The 15,772-nt window shown below is 31.3% G+C and carries 13 protein-coding genes; 8 read left to right on the top strand and 5 right to left on the bottom strand.

The features are described from left to right. The first annotated feature begins 59 nt into the window (after nucleotides 1-59). Both tarL and JVU85_RS00830 read left to right on the top strand, forming a co-directional pair. On the top strand, nucleotides 60-1,754 hold the full coding sequence (gene tarL / locus JVU85_RS00835) for a teichoic acid ribitol-phosphate polymerase TarL (RefSeq protein ID WP_204171582.1): 1,695 nt from the start codon (nucleotides 60-62) through the stop codon (nucleotides 1,752-1,754). Between the two features lie 111 nt (nucleotides 1,755-1,865). Further along, nucleotides 1,866-3,596, top strand: coding sequence for a glycosyltransferase family 2 protein (locus tag JVU85_RS00830; RefSeq protein ID WP_002509557.1), 1,731 nt, complete (start codon nucleotides 1,866-1,868; stop codon nucleotides 3,594-3,596). A gap of 481 nt (nucleotides 3,597-4,077) precedes the next feature. Here JVU85_RS00830 and JVU85_RS00825 read toward each other — a convergent pair whose 3' ends face one another. From JVU85_RS00825 to JVU85_RS00815, 3 genes are all read right to left on the bottom strand, one after another. Then, nucleotides 4,078-5,829 carry a helix-turn-helix domain-containing protein gene (locus tag JVU85_RS00825; RefSeq protein WP_204171581.1) on the bottom strand — a complete coding sequence of 584 codons (1,752 nt, stop codon included), beginning with the start codon at nucleotides 5,827-5,829 and terminating at the stop codon, nucleotides 4,078-4,080. A gap of 838 nt (nucleotides 5,830-6,667) precedes the next feature. After that, nucleotides 6,668-6,931, bottom strand: a complete 264-nt coding sequence (locus JVU85_RS00820) for a hypothetical protein (RefSeq protein WP_002509555.1) — start codon at nucleotides 6,929-6,931, stop codon at nucleotides 6,668-6,670. A gap of 102 nt (nucleotides 6,932-7,033) precedes the next feature. Further along, nucleotides 7,034-7,645 (bottom strand): GntR family transcriptional regulator, encoded by a 612-nt coding sequence (locus tag JVU85_RS00815; RefSeq protein ID WP_021459587.1) that lies wholly within the window; start codon nucleotides 7,643-7,645, stop codon nucleotides 7,034-7,036. 113 nt (nucleotides 7,646-7,758) lie between these two features. Here JVU85_RS00815 and JVU85_RS00810 point away from each other — a divergent pair, with 113 nt between their 5' ends. From JVU85_RS00810 to srtA, 5 genes are all read left to right on the top strand, one after another. Further along, a complete protein-coding gene (locus tag JVU85_RS00810) occupies nucleotides 7,759-8,622 on the top strand; it encodes an NAD(P)-binding domain-containing protein (protein WP_204172039.1) in 864 nt (287 codons plus the stop codon). An 8-nt stretch (nucleotides 8,623-8,630) separates the two neighbouring features. Then, nucleotides 8,631-9,998 (top strand): four-carbon acid sugar kinase family protein, encoded by a 1,368-nt coding sequence (locus tag JVU85_RS00805; RefSeq protein ID WP_021459585.1) that lies wholly within the window; start codon nucleotides 8,631-8,633, stop codon nucleotides 9,996-9,998. Between the two features lie 20 nt (nucleotides 9,999-10,018). Next, on the top strand, nucleotides 10,019-11,380 hold the full coding sequence (locus JVU85_RS00800; protein WP_002509551.1) for a gluconate:H+ symporter: 1,362 nt from the start codon (nucleotides 10,019-10,021) through the stop codon (nucleotides 11,378-11,380). A gap of 145 nt (nucleotides 11,381-11,525) precedes the next feature. Beyond that, nucleotides 11,526-12,200, top strand: coding sequence for a haloacid dehalogenase type II (locus JVU85_RS00795; RefSeq protein ID WP_002509550.1), 675 nt, complete (start codon nucleotides 11,526-11,528; stop codon nucleotides 12,198-12,200). A gap of 260 nt (nucleotides 12,201-12,460) precedes the next feature. Continuing rightward, a complete protein-coding gene (gene srtA, locus JVU85_RS00790; RefSeq protein WP_204171580.1) occupies nucleotides 12,461-13,054 on the top strand; it encodes a sortase in 594 nt (197 codons plus the stop codon). A gap of 93 nt (nucleotides 13,055-13,147) precedes the next feature. Here srtA and JVU85_RS00785 read toward each other — a convergent pair whose 3' ends face one another. Then, complete coding sequence (locus JVU85_RS00785; protein WP_002509548.1) at nucleotides 13,148-13,825, bottom strand: N-acetylmannosamine-6-phosphate 2-epimerase; 678 nt, start codon at nucleotides 13,823-13,825, stop codon at nucleotides 13,148-13,150. Nucleotides 13,826-13,985: 160 nt separating this feature from the next. Between JVU85_RS00785 and JVU85_RS00780 the strand changes: the two genes are divergently transcribed. Then, on the top strand, nucleotides 13,986-14,789 hold the full coding sequence (locus JVU85_RS00780) for a MurR/RpiR family transcriptional regulator (RefSeq protein WP_002509547.1): 804 nt from the start codon (nucleotides 13,986-13,988) through the stop codon (nucleotides 14,787-14,789). A gap of 87 nt (nucleotides 14,790-14,876) precedes the next feature. On the opposite strand, the gene JVU85_RS00775 is transcribed toward JVU85_RS00780, so the two are convergent. Continuing rightward, nucleotides 14,877-15,752: an ROK family protein gene (locus tag JVU85_RS00775; protein ID WP_204171579.1), complete on the bottom strand. Its 876-nt coding sequence runs from the start codon at nucleotides 15,750-15,752 to the stop codon at nucleotides 14,877-14,879. Nucleotides 15,753-15,772: the final 20 nt, after the last annotated feature.

Genomic DNA, 15,772 nt, shown 5'->3' with positions numbered 1-15,772 from the left:
TTGAAATATTGCAAAGTAACGCACACGACCATGCAATTGCATAAGAAAGGATTTTAAAATTGAGTAAATCGAAGATAATCATTGACGATATATATTGGGAGCGTATTCAGCTTTTTATTGAAGGACATGTAGAAAATGCTACACAAGAGCTAAATAAACGTAATTTTATCCTAAGAAATTTAACAGAAACCAAAGTGTTGCCTGCAAATAATGTAGAGATTAGCGGAAAAACATTTAAAGCACGTTTTAATGTTGCTATATTGAATGATGGCAACTATTTACCATCTGGGCAATATTTGCTTGTGTACCGTGGAGAATATGATTATATAGCTAACATTAATCATAAGCTTCTAGATCCTACTCAGTATGAATTAGATGAAACAGACATCGAAAAATATGAAGAGTTAGAAACGAAAAATGGCAAAAATAACTTTTTACTAGAATATTTCAAACATGTGTTTAAAAGAGGTGGTAATTCTAAAAAAACAACCTATACGGTAACACCTATGATTTCTAATGAAGTAAATGAATTTGTTATTGATATTTCATTTAAGGCGCCTCAACCAAAAGAGAGTTTAATACAACAAAAAATAAAAGAGTATCGTTTGAAGTACAACAAAATATCATTTAATATACGTAATTTTATATTTAAAACCATATTTGGAGTTTCTAAATTTTTCCATTTGAGAAAAGGAAACACTGTACTTTTCACTTCAGATTCACGTGCTGAAATGTCTGGTAATTTTGAATATGTATACAATGAAATGTTACGACAAAATTTAGATAAAACGTATAATATACATGCGTTGTTTAAATCTAATATTTCTGCACGTCGTGATTTTATTGATAAATTTAAGTTCCCATATTTGTTAGGTAAAGCTGACTACATATTTGTTGATGATTTCCATCCGTTATTATATACAGTGAAATTTAGAAAGAGCCAAGAAATTATTCAAGTATGGCATGCAGTCGGTGCATTTAAAACAGTTGGCTATAGTCGTACTGGTAAAAAAGGTGGTCCATTCTTTAATTCTGTGAATCACCGTAACTACACTAAAGCATTTGTTTCTTCTGAAACAGATATTCCATTTTATGGCGAAGCTTTTGGTATTAAAGAACAAAATATTATACCTACAGGTGTTCCTAGAACAGATATTTTATTTGATAAAACATACGAACAACAAATTGTAGCTGAAATGGAAGAAACATTACCAATAATAAAAGGCAAAAAGGTAATTTTATTTGCGCCAACGTTTAGAGGGAATGGACATCATACTGCGCATTATCCATTCTTTAAAATCGACTTTGCACGATTTGCACGTTATTGTAAAGAGAATAATGCAGTTGTATTATTCAAAATGCATCCATTTGTTAAAAATAAGTTAACAATTCCTAGAGAGTATCAAGAGTATTTTATAGATGTTTCAGACTTCCGAGAAGTAAATGATATACTATTTGTTACAGACATACTGATAAGTGACTATTCTTCATTAGTTTATGAGTTTGCAGTGTTCAAACGACCAATGCTATTTTATGCATTTGATCTTGAAGACTATATAACTTCTAGAGACTTTTATGAACCGTATGAAACTTTTGTTCCAGGAAAAATTGTGGAATCATTTGACGATTTAATCGTCGCGCTTGATAACGAAGATTTTGAACAAGAAAAAGTACCAAAATTCTTAGATAAACACTTTAAATATCAAGATGGCCGTTCTAGTGAACGCTTAGTTCGTAACTTATTTGGCAGTTAGTAGACGGTGTTTTTATAATATAAACTGAGGATAACAATAGTATACACCAGTAAGCGATGTATTATATTATTGTGTATCTTCAGTTTTTTAAATTAGGGGTGACTTTGTAACATGAAATTTTCAATAATAGTACCGACATATAATTCAGAAGCATACATTAAAGAATTAATGAATAGTTTGGTTAAACAAACATTAAATAAACAAGATTTTGAAGTTATTGTAGTAGATGATTGTTCGACAGATAATACACTTAAACTCGTCGAATCTTACAAAAAGAAATTGAATTTAATAGTCGATCAACTAGATCAAAACTCTGGTGGACCAGGAAAACCGAGAAATACAGCGTTTGATTTAGCTCAAGGGGAATACGTCTTCTTTGTAGATTCAGATGATTATATCCACAAAGATACATTATTGGATGTGTCAAAATTTGTAAATCAAAATAATGCGGACGTTGTCTTAGTTCGTATGGAAGGCGTTAATGGTAGAGGTGTACCGAAGTCGATGTTCCAAGAAACACGAGACGAAGTTACTTTGCTTGATTCACGTATTATTTATACTTTAAGCCCAACTAAATTCTATCGTACGTCTTTATTGCGTAATAATAACATTTATTTCCCAGAAGAATTAAAGAGTGCTGAAGACCAGTTATTTACAATGAAAGCGTATATCAACGCTCAGAAAATAGCAGTTTTAGCGGACAAATCATATTATTATGCAACGAAAAGAGAAGGTGAACATATGAGTTCAGCATATGTTGCACCTAATGAATTTTACCAAGTGATGTCACTAATTGTTGATGAAATATTACAGCGTAATTTAGAGCACACGAATGAAATTTTAGCTAAATTTATAGATCGACATTTTTCATTTTCACGTACAAAAAACTTTTCGCTCAATATTAAAGCTGAACAGCAACAACAATGGATTGAAGCTTTAGGTGACTTTATTTTAAGAGTGCCGAAAGAAGTAGATGCGTTGGTAAATGCTGCAACCCGTCCATTATTGTATTATGCACGACAAAAAGATTTTGACCATTATCAAATAGTGGAAGAAAGTTATCGCAATGGTCACTATTATAACTTCAAAGCAAACCAAAATTTATTGCAAATACAGTTTGCACAACATGAACCGTTTTTTGATTTTGAAAATGTTACTAAACCGGACATAAAAATGACGCAATTCAACTTTGACGATCAACAATTTTCATTAGAATTAACATTTTTAAAATCAATGATTAATCCAAACCAAATTGCCAATCAGTTACAACTTAAATTGGTATCACGTAATAAAAAGGAAATTGTGTATGTTCCATTAACAGTGAACAATCAAACTAACTTCAAGTTTACAACGCAATTAAATGATGTCGTACCTTATTTATTAAAAGAAAAGGTTTGGGATGCATTTTTAGAAATGCGTATAGGTAATATGACTATTGATAAACGTATAGGGAACAAACGTAATAAATATCCTTATGCAAAAGAAACAAGTACTATCGTGCAACAAAATGGCAAATATTATCGATTTACGCCATATTTTACGAAAGACTTTGATAATTTATCGTTCTATTTAACAGAAAATGAATTAACAAACATGTTAAAAGTAACAACAAAAGGCAAATTAACTGTGACAATCGAACCAATTGAATTCAATTATATATTGAGCACTGGTATGGCTTCATTGTTATATCAAGATAGCTTTGTTACTGGTTATTTATCACAGAAACCAACAAAAAATAGTTGGACGTATGAATTAGCAACTACTGACAAGTTAAAAGCTAGTGTATTGAAAAAAGATTTTGTTATTGCTACACCATCTCTTAAGTTAGAGTTTGATAATTAATATAAAAATTTATGACATAAATATCAGAAAAATAGCACTCAGATGATTTAATTCAAGTCACCTGAGTGCTATTTTGTGTTTAGGAGTTGTGGGCAGTTTTTGTGCACGCTTTCCGCGGGCACTGCCTCAGCCTGTAGTCTTCGGCAAGTGCTATTCCCGCAAGAGTCGTCCCAAAGCCCTGCCAATCTATAGAAAGCGTTTAGGATAACTAATAATTAAGATTTTACTGACAATAAAATAAGAGGTTACAGAAGAAGTTTCCGATCTTGTGGGTAGTTTTTGTACATGCTTTACTCGTACACTGTCTTAGTGTGAAGTCTTCAGTTTCTCCTGTTCCCTCAAGAATCTCGCTAAAATACGTCGGATTCATATGTGATTTTATAATAAAATATTTTTATAAAATTAGGATGTGTATCAAAATCCGACAGATACAAGAACAATGATTCTTTTTACTTGTCCATGAACTTGATGTTCCAGGCTTTTATTTAGTAGGCGCTAATATGAGATATAACAATGCATTTGATTGAAGTGAAAATGTTAACGGTTCATGTACGGAAAATAATTTATACTGTGACTGTGGATGGTTTGATTGATTGATTTGTTTAATTATAAATGTGTCGAGTTGTAAGTTTTGCATTTGTTTTGCTGATGGTAACAAATAATCAATTGAACCAAAAGAATCATTTAACAGTTTGCTAAAAACTGAAAAAGTTGTATGAAAATGATGATTAATATTTAGGGCAGTAGATGTTTCGGAATCACTATTAATCAAATCTCCATTATGGACTAACAGTTCATAATTTTGATGTTGTTTACGAAGCAGTCCCATGTTATGAAGACATACATGACAATTCATAAAAGGCGCTAACATTTGGTAAATATGCATTATTGGTAAATAATTTTCATGCACTGTCATTAACATTAATTTATTATGGTTATCACAGTATAACGGGAATCCTAAACCACGTATGCGCGAAGATAAAGATACAATAAAATCTACTAAGTGGGCATGCGTGATTTTAGTAGTTGGTGAGTAATATTGTTGCAACGCATTATAGGTTAAATGAATGAAAATTAATTTATGTGCATGCTCTTCTAAATCATCGAGAAAATAGGCAATAATATTTTTTATGTTAGTTGAGTCTATATTATATATTTTAGCTAACTGTTGCGCTAACATCGTTAAATCCATATTGATAATATAAAAATCCATAGGCAAGGCATTTAAGTGTGCCACTATATGGTTGTGAGTGACGTCAGTGGTTTGAAAGAAATCATCTACTAATAAACCACAGTTAACTGCTGCATATTTCCGTGAAATAAGATTTTTTAAAACTCTAATTTTGTTTAGTGGTAAAAGTTGCGGATTAAAAAGAAGTTGTATAGTGCTTAAGTATTCTCGACATAAACTATCATTTTTAAGTTCTACAAGAAAACTGTCATTCATTTTATTAAACATAAATAGTGAGTTTACCGGTAATAAAAGGCTGCAATTATAACTTTTTAATTGATGTAGCAACTTAATAAAATAAGCTTTATCAATCGTATTAAATATAGAGTGTTCAATATGTTCTATATATAAAATTGGATTTGGGAGGTAAGATAAGTCAAAATAATCAAGCTGAGTATGCGTAAACTTAAGAAATTCATGGAAATTTGCCAATTTTATAATCGTCTGCGGTGGTTTGAAATACATCGTAGGATAATTGTGCTGCAACTCTAAAGTATATGATTTAGGTGTCGTAATATTATACATGTAGTTATGTAGACTTAGACATATTTGATGGCTAATAGGTGAAATAGTCAAGCTATCTTGATCCATATTATTGTGATACTTGTAGTAGTAAAAAAATTTTTTAGGTGGTAACTGAATATATTTTTTAAACTGTTTAGAAAAGGTTGAAACATTGGAAAAACTATAATTTAGTGCTAAATCATGTATATTATGCTGTCCAGTCAATAAATCAATGAGCGCTTGCTTAATTTTTAAACTTGTAATATAAGGTTTAAATTGCATTTGTAAATGTGTGGAAAAAAGTATTGAGATGCAAGACTGTGAAATATAAAAACGTTGGGCTAATATTTTGGCTAATAACGGTTCAGTAATGTGATTATTAATAAATACCAAAATATTTTTCAATAATTTAGAAGTAACATTGCAAACAGGTAAATAAGGTTGTTGTAATTTAATTTGTGCTTCAGCTAGTAATAAAGTTATAACGTCAGATACCATTGATGTGTCGATGGTTTTATCGATAAATTTGGTTTTTAAGTAATAAGTTAACCATTGGTGTAACTTAGTTTTTGACCGAATTAAATTATAGTCTAGATAACTATGGGAGAATAAAGCATCACGTTCAATAAACGATGCTAATGGTATGGATAACGAAAGTAGATAATTTGTCTGTACATGTTGGTAAAGGTCACCGTGATTAATAATTAGACCATGCTTAAAAGTGTGGAGATTGCCATTAATATTGACGATATTAGATTCCGCTAAAGGCAGTAAAACTATAACTTCATTTAATCATCTACGCATAGGCGCTTTGATGTGATGAAGGATGGTAAGTGTACTTTTCATTAGTAAATACCTCAAATTATAATTTCATTTATATCAAGTGTACCGTTTTAAACAATCTATAGGGAGTGTCTACAAGAAAGATTAATAAAAACATAGTAAATACTAATATTTTTAATCGTTGTAATGGTAAAGGAGAAAATTATTAAAAAAGTGATTAAAATTTTATAGTGTTGCACTAAAAAAAGTGGGGGAATTTTAAAAAGTTAATTAACATAAAAAAGACTTAAAACTACTGCCTGAAGGTAGTTTTAAGTCTGTCCAATCAGTCTGAGTAAGACCATTGTTGAGAATGGTATAACATTGATTATATGAGCAATTGATTTAGGTGCGCTAAAGCAAAGTAAATAATTTAGACTATAATAAACTATAATGTTTGCGCTTACCATCCTCGAGATTATTATATAATTTTTATCGAATATAAACAAGATTAAATATGTTTGAAGATGTACTGGCAAACCGTATAATTTCTTTACTCAATATCTTATTGCGATTAGCGTTCCATGATATAGAGGTGTATTGATTTGCATGCAATAACAACTACAGTTACAAGTGAAAATAGTGTGAGTAAGCCATTAAATTCCGCATGGTTAAATATTTGAATAACAGTCATAGAGCTTAATGATAATAAAAATAAAGATCCACTTGTGTGCATATTAAAATAATCTAATGTAAATAGCGTTAAGACAATAAGTAATAAATAAAACAAGCCGATACTACAAAGGTTTACGATATCCAAGAAAATTTGTTTGCTCATTATCTCCACATCCTCTCTTACTTATTTATAACCACTTTAAAAGTAAAAAAAGCATGAAAAGTGAAGATTTACAAAAGTTTAACAAACTGTGGCTTGTATACATCAAGATTTATTATTTAAGTAATATAAACTGAATTCTAAATCATTGTTCAAATGCTGTTCTAATAATGCTACAGCTTTATCAGTATTTCTATTACGTAAGGCGGCAACTATTTCTGCATGTTCCTCAATTAAGCCAGGTCTACGTTTGTTTATAACAGTTTTACTAAACAAATAAATATAACTTTGTAATTTTTGATAGTTGTTTAAGATAAATTGATTATTAGTAGCTGCCATAATTTTTTTATGAAAAGCATCGTTTGTTTGAATAATTTGTTCTTCTTCTAAGGAATCCATATCAATTTCGGTATAACTTTGTAATTCTAATAAATCTTCTTCGGTATACACTACAGCTGCCTTACGCAAAGCGTAAGATTCTAGCAGTATTCTCATTTCGAAAATTTGACGATACTCTTCTGATGTCGGTATAAAGACATAACCATCTTTAATAAAATATTCTAATTCTAATTGTGTTAATGCTTCTCTTATAGGAGTTCTACTAACATTGTATTTTTTAGCTAACTTAGTCTCTGTTATTTTTTCATTTTGAATTAAATCCCCGTTAATTATGTCATTTCTGATTTTTTGATAAATAGATTGTTCTACGTTTTTCACTACTGTCACCTCACTATACATAGTGTACTATAAAAAAAATTAGAACAAAATGTATACATTTTAATTATTTTGGCATACAATAATATGTAAACGTTTTCAGTGGAGGTAAAAATATGAAAATTGGATTTATTGGTTTAGGAATTATGGGGAAAAATTTGTTGAAAGCAGGACAAACAGTTTTAGTAAATGATGTAAATAATGAAGCACAACAAGAAATGCAACAATATGGTGCTGTGATAGCAACAACTAAAGAAATAGCACAGCAAGTTGACTGTTTAATTACGTCATTGCCAAATGGGGCTATTGTTAAAGCTGTATTATATAGTGGAGAAAATGCTGTATTAAAGTATGAAGATATTGCAGTAAAACATGTAATTGATACGAGTTCGTTAACGCCCAATGAGTCATTGGAAATAAGTAAAGTGTTAGAAGAAAAAAATGTGAAATATGTTGATGCACCAGTAAGTGGTGGGGAACCATTAGCAATCACTGGAGAACTATCGGTCATGGTAGGTTGTAAAGAAGTAGACTTAGATGTCATCACAAAAATATTAGATCCCGTAGCACAATCTGTTATTAGAGTAGGAGATGTTGGAGCTGGTAGTGTTGTAAAATTAGCGAACCAAATAATCGTTAATATGAACATTTCAGCACTATCAGAAGCAGTGGTGTTAGCGAAAAAATTTGATATCAATTTAGAAGCGATGTACAGCGCTATTAAAGATGGCTTGGCCGGTTCTTCTGTGATGGATGCTAAATTTCCAAAAATGATTGAGCAAAATTATCAAGCTGGTGGCACTTTAAACATTAATCTGAAAGATTTAAAAAATGTAGTGTCTACTGCGGATACAGTTGATTTAACGTTACCGCTAACTAACCAAGTAAAAGAAATTTACAAAGCTGAAGTAATTGCAGGCAATGGTCTTAATGATCACTCTGGAATTATTAAATATTTTGAAAAAATCAACAATATGTAGGTGGAAATATGCTAAATAAAAACTTAATTTTAGAACAAAAACAAGATGAAATAGACAAAGGTTTAGAAAGTTTAACGTATAAAATAATTGTGTTAGATGACGATCCTACTGGTACACAAACTGTGAAAGATTTACCAGTTTATACAGATTGGTCATTAGAATACATTAAAGATGGCTTTCAACAAGCAAATCAAATGTTCTATATTTTGACTAATTCCCGTGCGCTTAATCAAGAAGAAACTACAATTGTGCATAAAGAAATAATGACGAACATTGAACAAATTTCTAAAGAATTAAATCAACCTTTTATAGTTATTAGTAGAGGTGACTCAACGTTACGCGGTCATTTTTATCTTGAACCTAAAGTGCTTAATGATAGCGCAAGTCATGGTTTTGATGGCGTATTTTATATACCAGCATTTTTCGAAGGACAAAGGTATACGTATAACGGAATACATTATTTACAAGAAGATGATGCCTATATTCCGATAGCCAACAGTGAATTTGCACAAGATACAACATTTGGCTTTAGTGCTGAACGTATGGATGATTTTATAGCAGAAAAAAGTAATGGTGATATCAAGTCAGACGATGTATATCACATTACTTTACAACAATTGCGTAATCGTGAGAGTGAGACGATAATGTCACTTTTCGATGACTTGCAACATTTTGATGCAGTAGTTGTTGATGCATTAAATGATGAAGATTTAGATTTCTTTGTAGCTTGTCTTACTTCTTATTTAAGTACACATAAAAAGCAATTTATGTTCCGTACAGCAGCATCATTTGTAAAAGCAATATGTGAAACACCTGGAGAAATTATAAATTTAAATGATGTCAGTGACAATTCACATGGCGGCATTATTATTGTAGGATCACATGTCAAAAAATCATCGGATCAGTTGAATCATTTAATTGCTCATTCCGATATTCAGACTATTGAATTTGATGTGACAGAAGTAACAAAACCAAGTTTAACTGACTATATAAAATCTATCATTGCACAGGTCGAAAGGTTGATTGCACAAGGTGAAGACGTTGTTGTTTATACGTCTAGAGATGTAATTAAGACAGCTGATTTAACTAATAATTTAAGTATATCGACAAATATTTCTAATTGTTTAGTCGAAATTGTTAGTAATTTAACACTTAAACCTAATTTCATTATCGCAAAAGGCGGTATTACTTCAAGTGATGTTGCCACTAAAGGATTGAATATTAAAAAAGCGACAGTTATTGGCCAAATTACTAAAGGCGTACCAATTTGGCTAACTGGTAGTGAAGCAAAATATGAAAATATGCCATATGTTATTTTCCCAGGAAATGTTGGAGCTACAGAAACATTAACTGAAGTATATCAATTAAATAAATAAAAATGAAAGTTGGGATGTTTATGTTGGGAGAGTTTTGGCCAATTATAGGTGTCGTTATAGGCGTAGCCATATTACTAATATTAATCATGGTCTTTAAATTAAATACGTTTATAGCATTAATTATTACTTCTATGGCAACTGGTATGATTTTAGGGATGCCTATAGATAAAATTGTAGAAACTATTGAAAAAGGGATGGGCGATACATTAGGACATATCGCGATTATTTTTGGATTAGGGTCCATCCTAGGTAAATTATTATCCGATGGTGGCGGTGCTACTCGCATTGCTGACACATTAATTAATACATTTGGTAAAAAATATGTTACTTGGGCAATGATTATTGCATCATTCATTATCGGAATATCTTTATTTTTAGAGGTTGCTTTTGTTCTATTAGTACCATTAGTATTTACACTAGCTAAAAGAATGTCGATTTCTAATTTATCTGTAGGTTTACCTATGGCGACTTCAATCGCTGTAACGCATGGTTTTTTACCACCACATCCTGGACCAGTCGCAATATCTGAAGCACTAAATGCGAATATCGGCCATGTATTAATGTACGGTATCATTATTGGTATTCCATTAGCAATTATCGTTGGTGGTATTTTTCCTAAAATTGCGTATAAATTGGCACCAAGCGCTTTTGCAAAAGAGGGGAATCAAGCCGTTACGGGTGATATTAAGAATATCGATGAATCAGAGATGCCAAGTTTTGGACTAAGTTTGTTAACGGCTCTAAGTCCTGTAGTATTGATGTTATTTGCGACAGTTGTTCAATTGATTACAGGTAATGAAGACGGACACGCTCAAGGTCTAGAAGGATTTATTTATTTTATAGGTTCTTCTACAACGGCGATGTTAATTGCAGTTTTGATCGCTATATATACTATGGGAATCAGACGTAAACAAACAATGAATCAAATAATGGACACTGTCTCAAATGCTATTACTCCAATTGCCATGCTACTGTTAATCATCGGTGGTGGCGGTACATTTAAGCAAATTTTAATCGATGGTGGTGTTGGCGACACTATTTCACAATTATTTCATGACTCACAAATGTCACCCCTTGTATTAGCATGGTTAGCAGCAGCTATTTTACGTGTAGCATTAGGTTCTACTACAGTTGCAGCTATATCATCAGTTGGTATTGTATTACCTTTATTACAAACCGTAGATGTTAATCTCTCATTAGTTGTGCTTGCTATAGGTGCAGGAAGTATTTTTTGTTCACATGTTAATGACGCTGGATTTTGGATGTTTAAAGAGTATTTTGGTTTAAGCATGAAAGAAACATTTTTAACATGGACTTTATTAGAATCTATATTATCTATATTAGGATTAGGATTTATATTAATTGTTAATGTAATTATTTAAATATAAAAGGTAGAATGTATCATTTTATGATTATACATTTTACCTTTTATTTTTTAGTATTAAAATTAATTAAAAAATTGTTTCAACGTTTAACTTTAGTGATAAATAATAAGTACTGATTGTTTTGTAGAGAAAGGGGTATTTTATGTATAAAGTTATTGTTTTTGATGTTTTTGGCACATTATTTGATGTTATGTCAATTAAAGATAAAGTTGCAGAGTTAAACAAAGAACATGCTACAGAAATAACTAATTTATGGCGTAAGACACAATTATATCATGCAACACTACGTCAAGTTATGGAACGTTATACAAGATATGATGAAATTACCAAAAATGCATTACGACATACTTTAGAAGTTTATAATGTACCGTATAATAGAGATGATATTAATGAATTGTTTAATGGTTATCAAAATTTAGAATACTTTAAAGAAGTGCCCAAATCTCTAGCTGAGTTAAATGACAAGCCATTAGATTTAGCTATATTGTCTAATGGAAATGATAATATGTTACGTGCATTAGTGGATAACTCTGAAATCGCTGAATACTTTAATTCAGTTATGAGTGTCGACGAAGTTAAACAATATAAGCCAAGTCCAGCCAGTTATGCATTAGTATTAAATTATTATAAAGTAAAACGTAGTGAAATATTGTTTGTGTCGTCAAATTCGTGGGACGTTACAGGAGCTGAGAACTTTGGTTTTGATACAGCTTGGGTTAATAGACGCAATGACTTATTTGATGATAATGGTGTGAAACCTACAATTGCAGTAAATAATTTGCATGAATTAGTGAAATGGATTGAAATAAATAGGTAGGTAATTTAACTATAAGATGTTTAATGTGAAGCATATATATTATGGAAATCATGGTGAATATGATTTTAACTTTTAGGGTTTAGAAGATGACAGCAATTTTACAAAATTGATGTGCACTTTTGAACCCTTTATTGTTGCAAGCTTGTGATAATTTTTGTAATTAGTGAGCAATTTTTTCGTTTTGTAAACAGAGGTATGATTTATAAAAAAACAATGCTATATTAACCATAAGTAATTCAAGTGAAAGAGGCGTAGTTAAGTTGAAACGAAGGATTAATATATTACTGTCGTTGTTAGGAATAGTATGTTTGTTAGTAGCTGTTTATTTATTGGTACAGCCTTATATAGCTAATTATTTTTATAACAAGGAAGCATCAGATAAAGTAGAACAGTATGATGCTAAGCAACTTCAGTCTACTGAGTCTACGAAACAGCAAAATGCATCAACTATGGTAGGATATTTAACTGTACCTGATGCTGATATTAAAGAGCCTGTATATCAAGGGCCGGCAACACCTAAACAGTTAGAAAAAGGCATCAGCTTTGCAGAAGCTGATGAATCATTAGATGATCAAAATATTGCAATAGCAGGTCATACACATACGAATCTTCGACATTATCAATTTACTAATTTAACTGCCTCAAAAATAGGTAGTGATGTGTATTTTAAAGTAGGACAGGACAAGCGTCATTACCAAATAACGAAAATATATGATGTGAAGCCCAGTGATGTTCATGTATTAGAGGAACAAAACAGCAATAAAAAGCAATTAACTCTAATTACTTGTGACAACTATAATTACCAAACAGGCGAATGGGAAGATAGAAAAATATTTATTGCAGAAGCGGTATAGCTCACAATAAAGTTATAAATGAAAAAATAGCGTAGCCATCTTATTTCAATGAAACGTTCGTTGAATATAGATAGCTACGCTTTTTAAGTTAAATTAATGTTTGGGAGTAGCAACAGCAGATACAAAGCGTTGTGTTATTTCTTTTGGACGTGTAATAGCACCGCCGACTACTGTACAGTGCGTACCTAATTCACTTACACGCGCAAACATATCTGGTGTCACAACATTTCCTTCAGCAACCACTTTAGTATTCACATTAGCAATTACTTCTTTTAGAAAGGCAAAATCATTTTCATATAAAACATGACCAGATGTATATGTTGTATAGCCTCTTAACGTTGTGCCAATATAATCGAAACCAAGTTCTTCTGCTTGTTTTGCTTCTTCAACAGTAGAGATGTCAGCCATTATTTCAATGTGTGGTGCTTCTTGACGGATATATGCTACTAATTCTGCTAAGCTTTCTTGTGGTCGAGGTTGATTCGTAGCTTCAAGTGCAATGACTTCACAACCACTTTCAAGTAATTCTTGTACCTCTGTTTTAGTGGCAGTAATAAAAACATTGGAATTATCGTAATCTCTTTTAACAATACCAATGATAGGTAGATCAACTGTTTTTTTAATTTCTAAAATATCTGCTTTGCTGTTTGCTCTAATTCCAACAGCACCACCTTCATAAGCTGCTAATGCCATTTTTGACATAATAAAAGATGAATGTAGTGGCTCATCAGGTAAAGCTTGGCAAGATACGATTAATCCATTAGGTAACATAAAATACACACTCCATAACATTAAATTTTAAGATATAGTGATTTAATTAAAGTAATATCAATATAACATTAGGAAAAAAATAATCAATAGTTATAGTATTAATGAAAAAACTTTTCGTTTATAGTAAAATATGGCTATATTAAAAAGGGGAGACGCACAGATGAAATTTGATAATAGAGTGCAACGCTATAAACATTTATTTACTAAAGCAGATAAAGAAATCGTTAACTATATAAAAAATAATCAATTTGATGATAACTTTTCTACTATTAATTCATTGGCGAATAGTGTAGGCATTTCACCTGCCACCATTACACGTTTTTCCAATAAATTAGACTATGAAAACTTTCAAGATATGAAATTTAATTTGCAACAGGAAATGACTAATCAAGAAATTGAGAATAGCCCGCTCATCCAAAAAATTCATAACTATCATCAAAATACAATTCAACAAACTGGCGAGTTTATTTCAGATATTGATATTCAAAATTTTGTAAATCAAATTATGCGTAGTAGACAAATAATTTTTGCTGGATTAGGGAGTTCAGGATTAACAGCAACTGAATTTTATTATAGAACGATGCGTATGGGCTTAAAAGGGAATGTATCGACAGATTCTCATCAAATGAAAATTGTAGCGTCATTATTAACAGGTTCGGATACGTTTGTCGCTATTTCGAACAGTGGTGAAACTACAGAGTTAATTTCAGCTGCAGGGATTGCACAGCAACAAGGTGCTTTTGTAGTAGCAATTACTAACTATGAAGGTAGTGCACTTACAGCATGTGCAGATTTAGTATTGATTACGACAGACCAATCCAGAAATAATGATACAAGGTTTATTAATACACAAATTGCGACACATTTTTTAATAGATATTGTCAGTTACTTATTATTAGACGATGAGCATTTACATCGAGTCTATCAAAAAACAAAAGATGTTATTTTACATGATAAACCGTAATATATAGGGCTAGAACATTATTAATGTTCTGGCCCTAAGTATTGTATAAACGGAAGTTACGACAATTATTTAATTTAGGTTAGTTGGTTAAAGTGTTATTAAACTACCTGCACCGAGTAATGCAGCATTATTTAACGCATGCGTAGTTTGAATAGGTGCATGTTCATAATTGGCAGGTAAAAAATAAGAGACATAAGGTACAATATATTGCAATAATTGATCACCTTGTGCAGAAATTCCGCCACCAATTAAAATTAACGCAGGATCATAAAGTAATTGAATTTGTGCTACGCCTTCTGCGACGTCTTTACCCCAAGTGTGTAATAAAGCACTTGCTGTTTCATCTCCTTGTTTAGCTTGAAGAAATAACGATTTAACATCTACATCAGTTGAACTATATTGATGAGTAATTTGGGTTTGTAATGCTGAAGTAGCTGCCCGTTGTTCATAAGTCGTTTCACTATCAGGACGGTATAGCATATAACCAATTTCATTGGCACGAGAGTTGGCACCTTGATATAAACCTGTTTCTGAAGTGTAAAATGCGCCTCCAATACCTGTGCCTAAAGTTAAACAAAATATTTGTTGTTGTGCATATTGATATGTGTGTAGTTCTCCTAATAGTGCGGCATCAACATCATTGCAGACATAGACAAACGGAGTAATATGACTTAATGCTTGCTTATAGTTTGTCCCTGTAAAATTAGCAATCGTGGGACTACTATAAACTACCGTTCCTGTATCGCGATTTATAACGCCAGCGCTAGAGATGCCAACGTAGACTGGATCTAAATGATACAGTTCTTTATATTGTTCTACTATTTGGATGACCTCATCTAAAATAAAATCAGTAATGTTATTAGGCGTTGGGATGCTATTAAAGGTTACTAAATTAGAATTTTCATCAAGTACAGCAGATTTTATTTGTGTACCCCCTACATCTAAAACAATTTTGTACGACATGCGATGACCTCCATTTAGAC

Origin of the sequence: Staphylococcus sp. GDY8P72P, assembly GCF_016890655.1 — a bacterium.
Lineage (GTDB): Bacteria > Bacillota > Bacilli > Staphylococcales > Staphylococcaceae > Staphylococcus > Staphylococcus arlettae.
The sequence above is the reverse complement of the archived record's forward strand: the minus strand, read 5'-3'. Positions and strand labels throughout refer to the sequence as shown.

Coding starts and splice junctions, on each gene's coding strand:
- JVU85_RS00830 (WP_002509557.1), top strand. CDS start 1,866: ATGAAATTTTCAATAATAGTACCGACATATAATTCAGAAGCATACATT.
- JVU85_RS00825 (WP_204171581.1), bottom strand. CDS start 5,829: ATGGTATCTGACGTTATAACTTTATTACTAGCTGAAGCACAAATTAAA.
- JVU85_RS00820 (WP_002509555.1), bottom strand. CDS start 6,931: ATGAGCAAACAAATTTTCTTGGATATCGTAAACCTTTGTAGTATCGGC.
- JVU85_RS00810 (WP_204172039.1), top strand. CDS start 7,759: ATGAAAATTGGATTTATTGGTTTAGGAATTATGGGGAAAAATTTGTTG.
- JVU85_RS00805 (WP_021459585.1), top strand. CDS start 8,631: ATGCTAAATAAAAACTTAATTTTAGAACAAAAACAAGATGAAATAGAC.
- JVU85_RS00800 (WP_002509551.1), top strand. CDS start 10,019: ATGTTGGGAGAGTTTTGGCCAATTATAGGTGTCGTTATAGGCGTAGCC.
- JVU85_RS00795 (WP_002509550.1), top strand. CDS start 11,526: ATGTATAAAGTTATTGTTTTTGATGTTTTTGGCACATTATTTGATGTT.
- JVU85_RS00785 (WP_002509548.1), bottom strand. CDS start 13,825: ATGTTACCTAATGGATTAATCGTATCTTGCCAAGCTTTACCTGATGAG.
- JVU85_RS00780 (WP_002509547.1), top strand. CDS start 13,986: ATGAAATTTGATAATAGAGTGCAACGCTATAAACATTTATTTACTAAA.
- JVU85_RS00775 (WP_204171579.1), bottom strand. CDS start 15,752: ATGTCGTACAAAATTGTTTTAGATGTAGGGGGTACACAAATAAAATCT.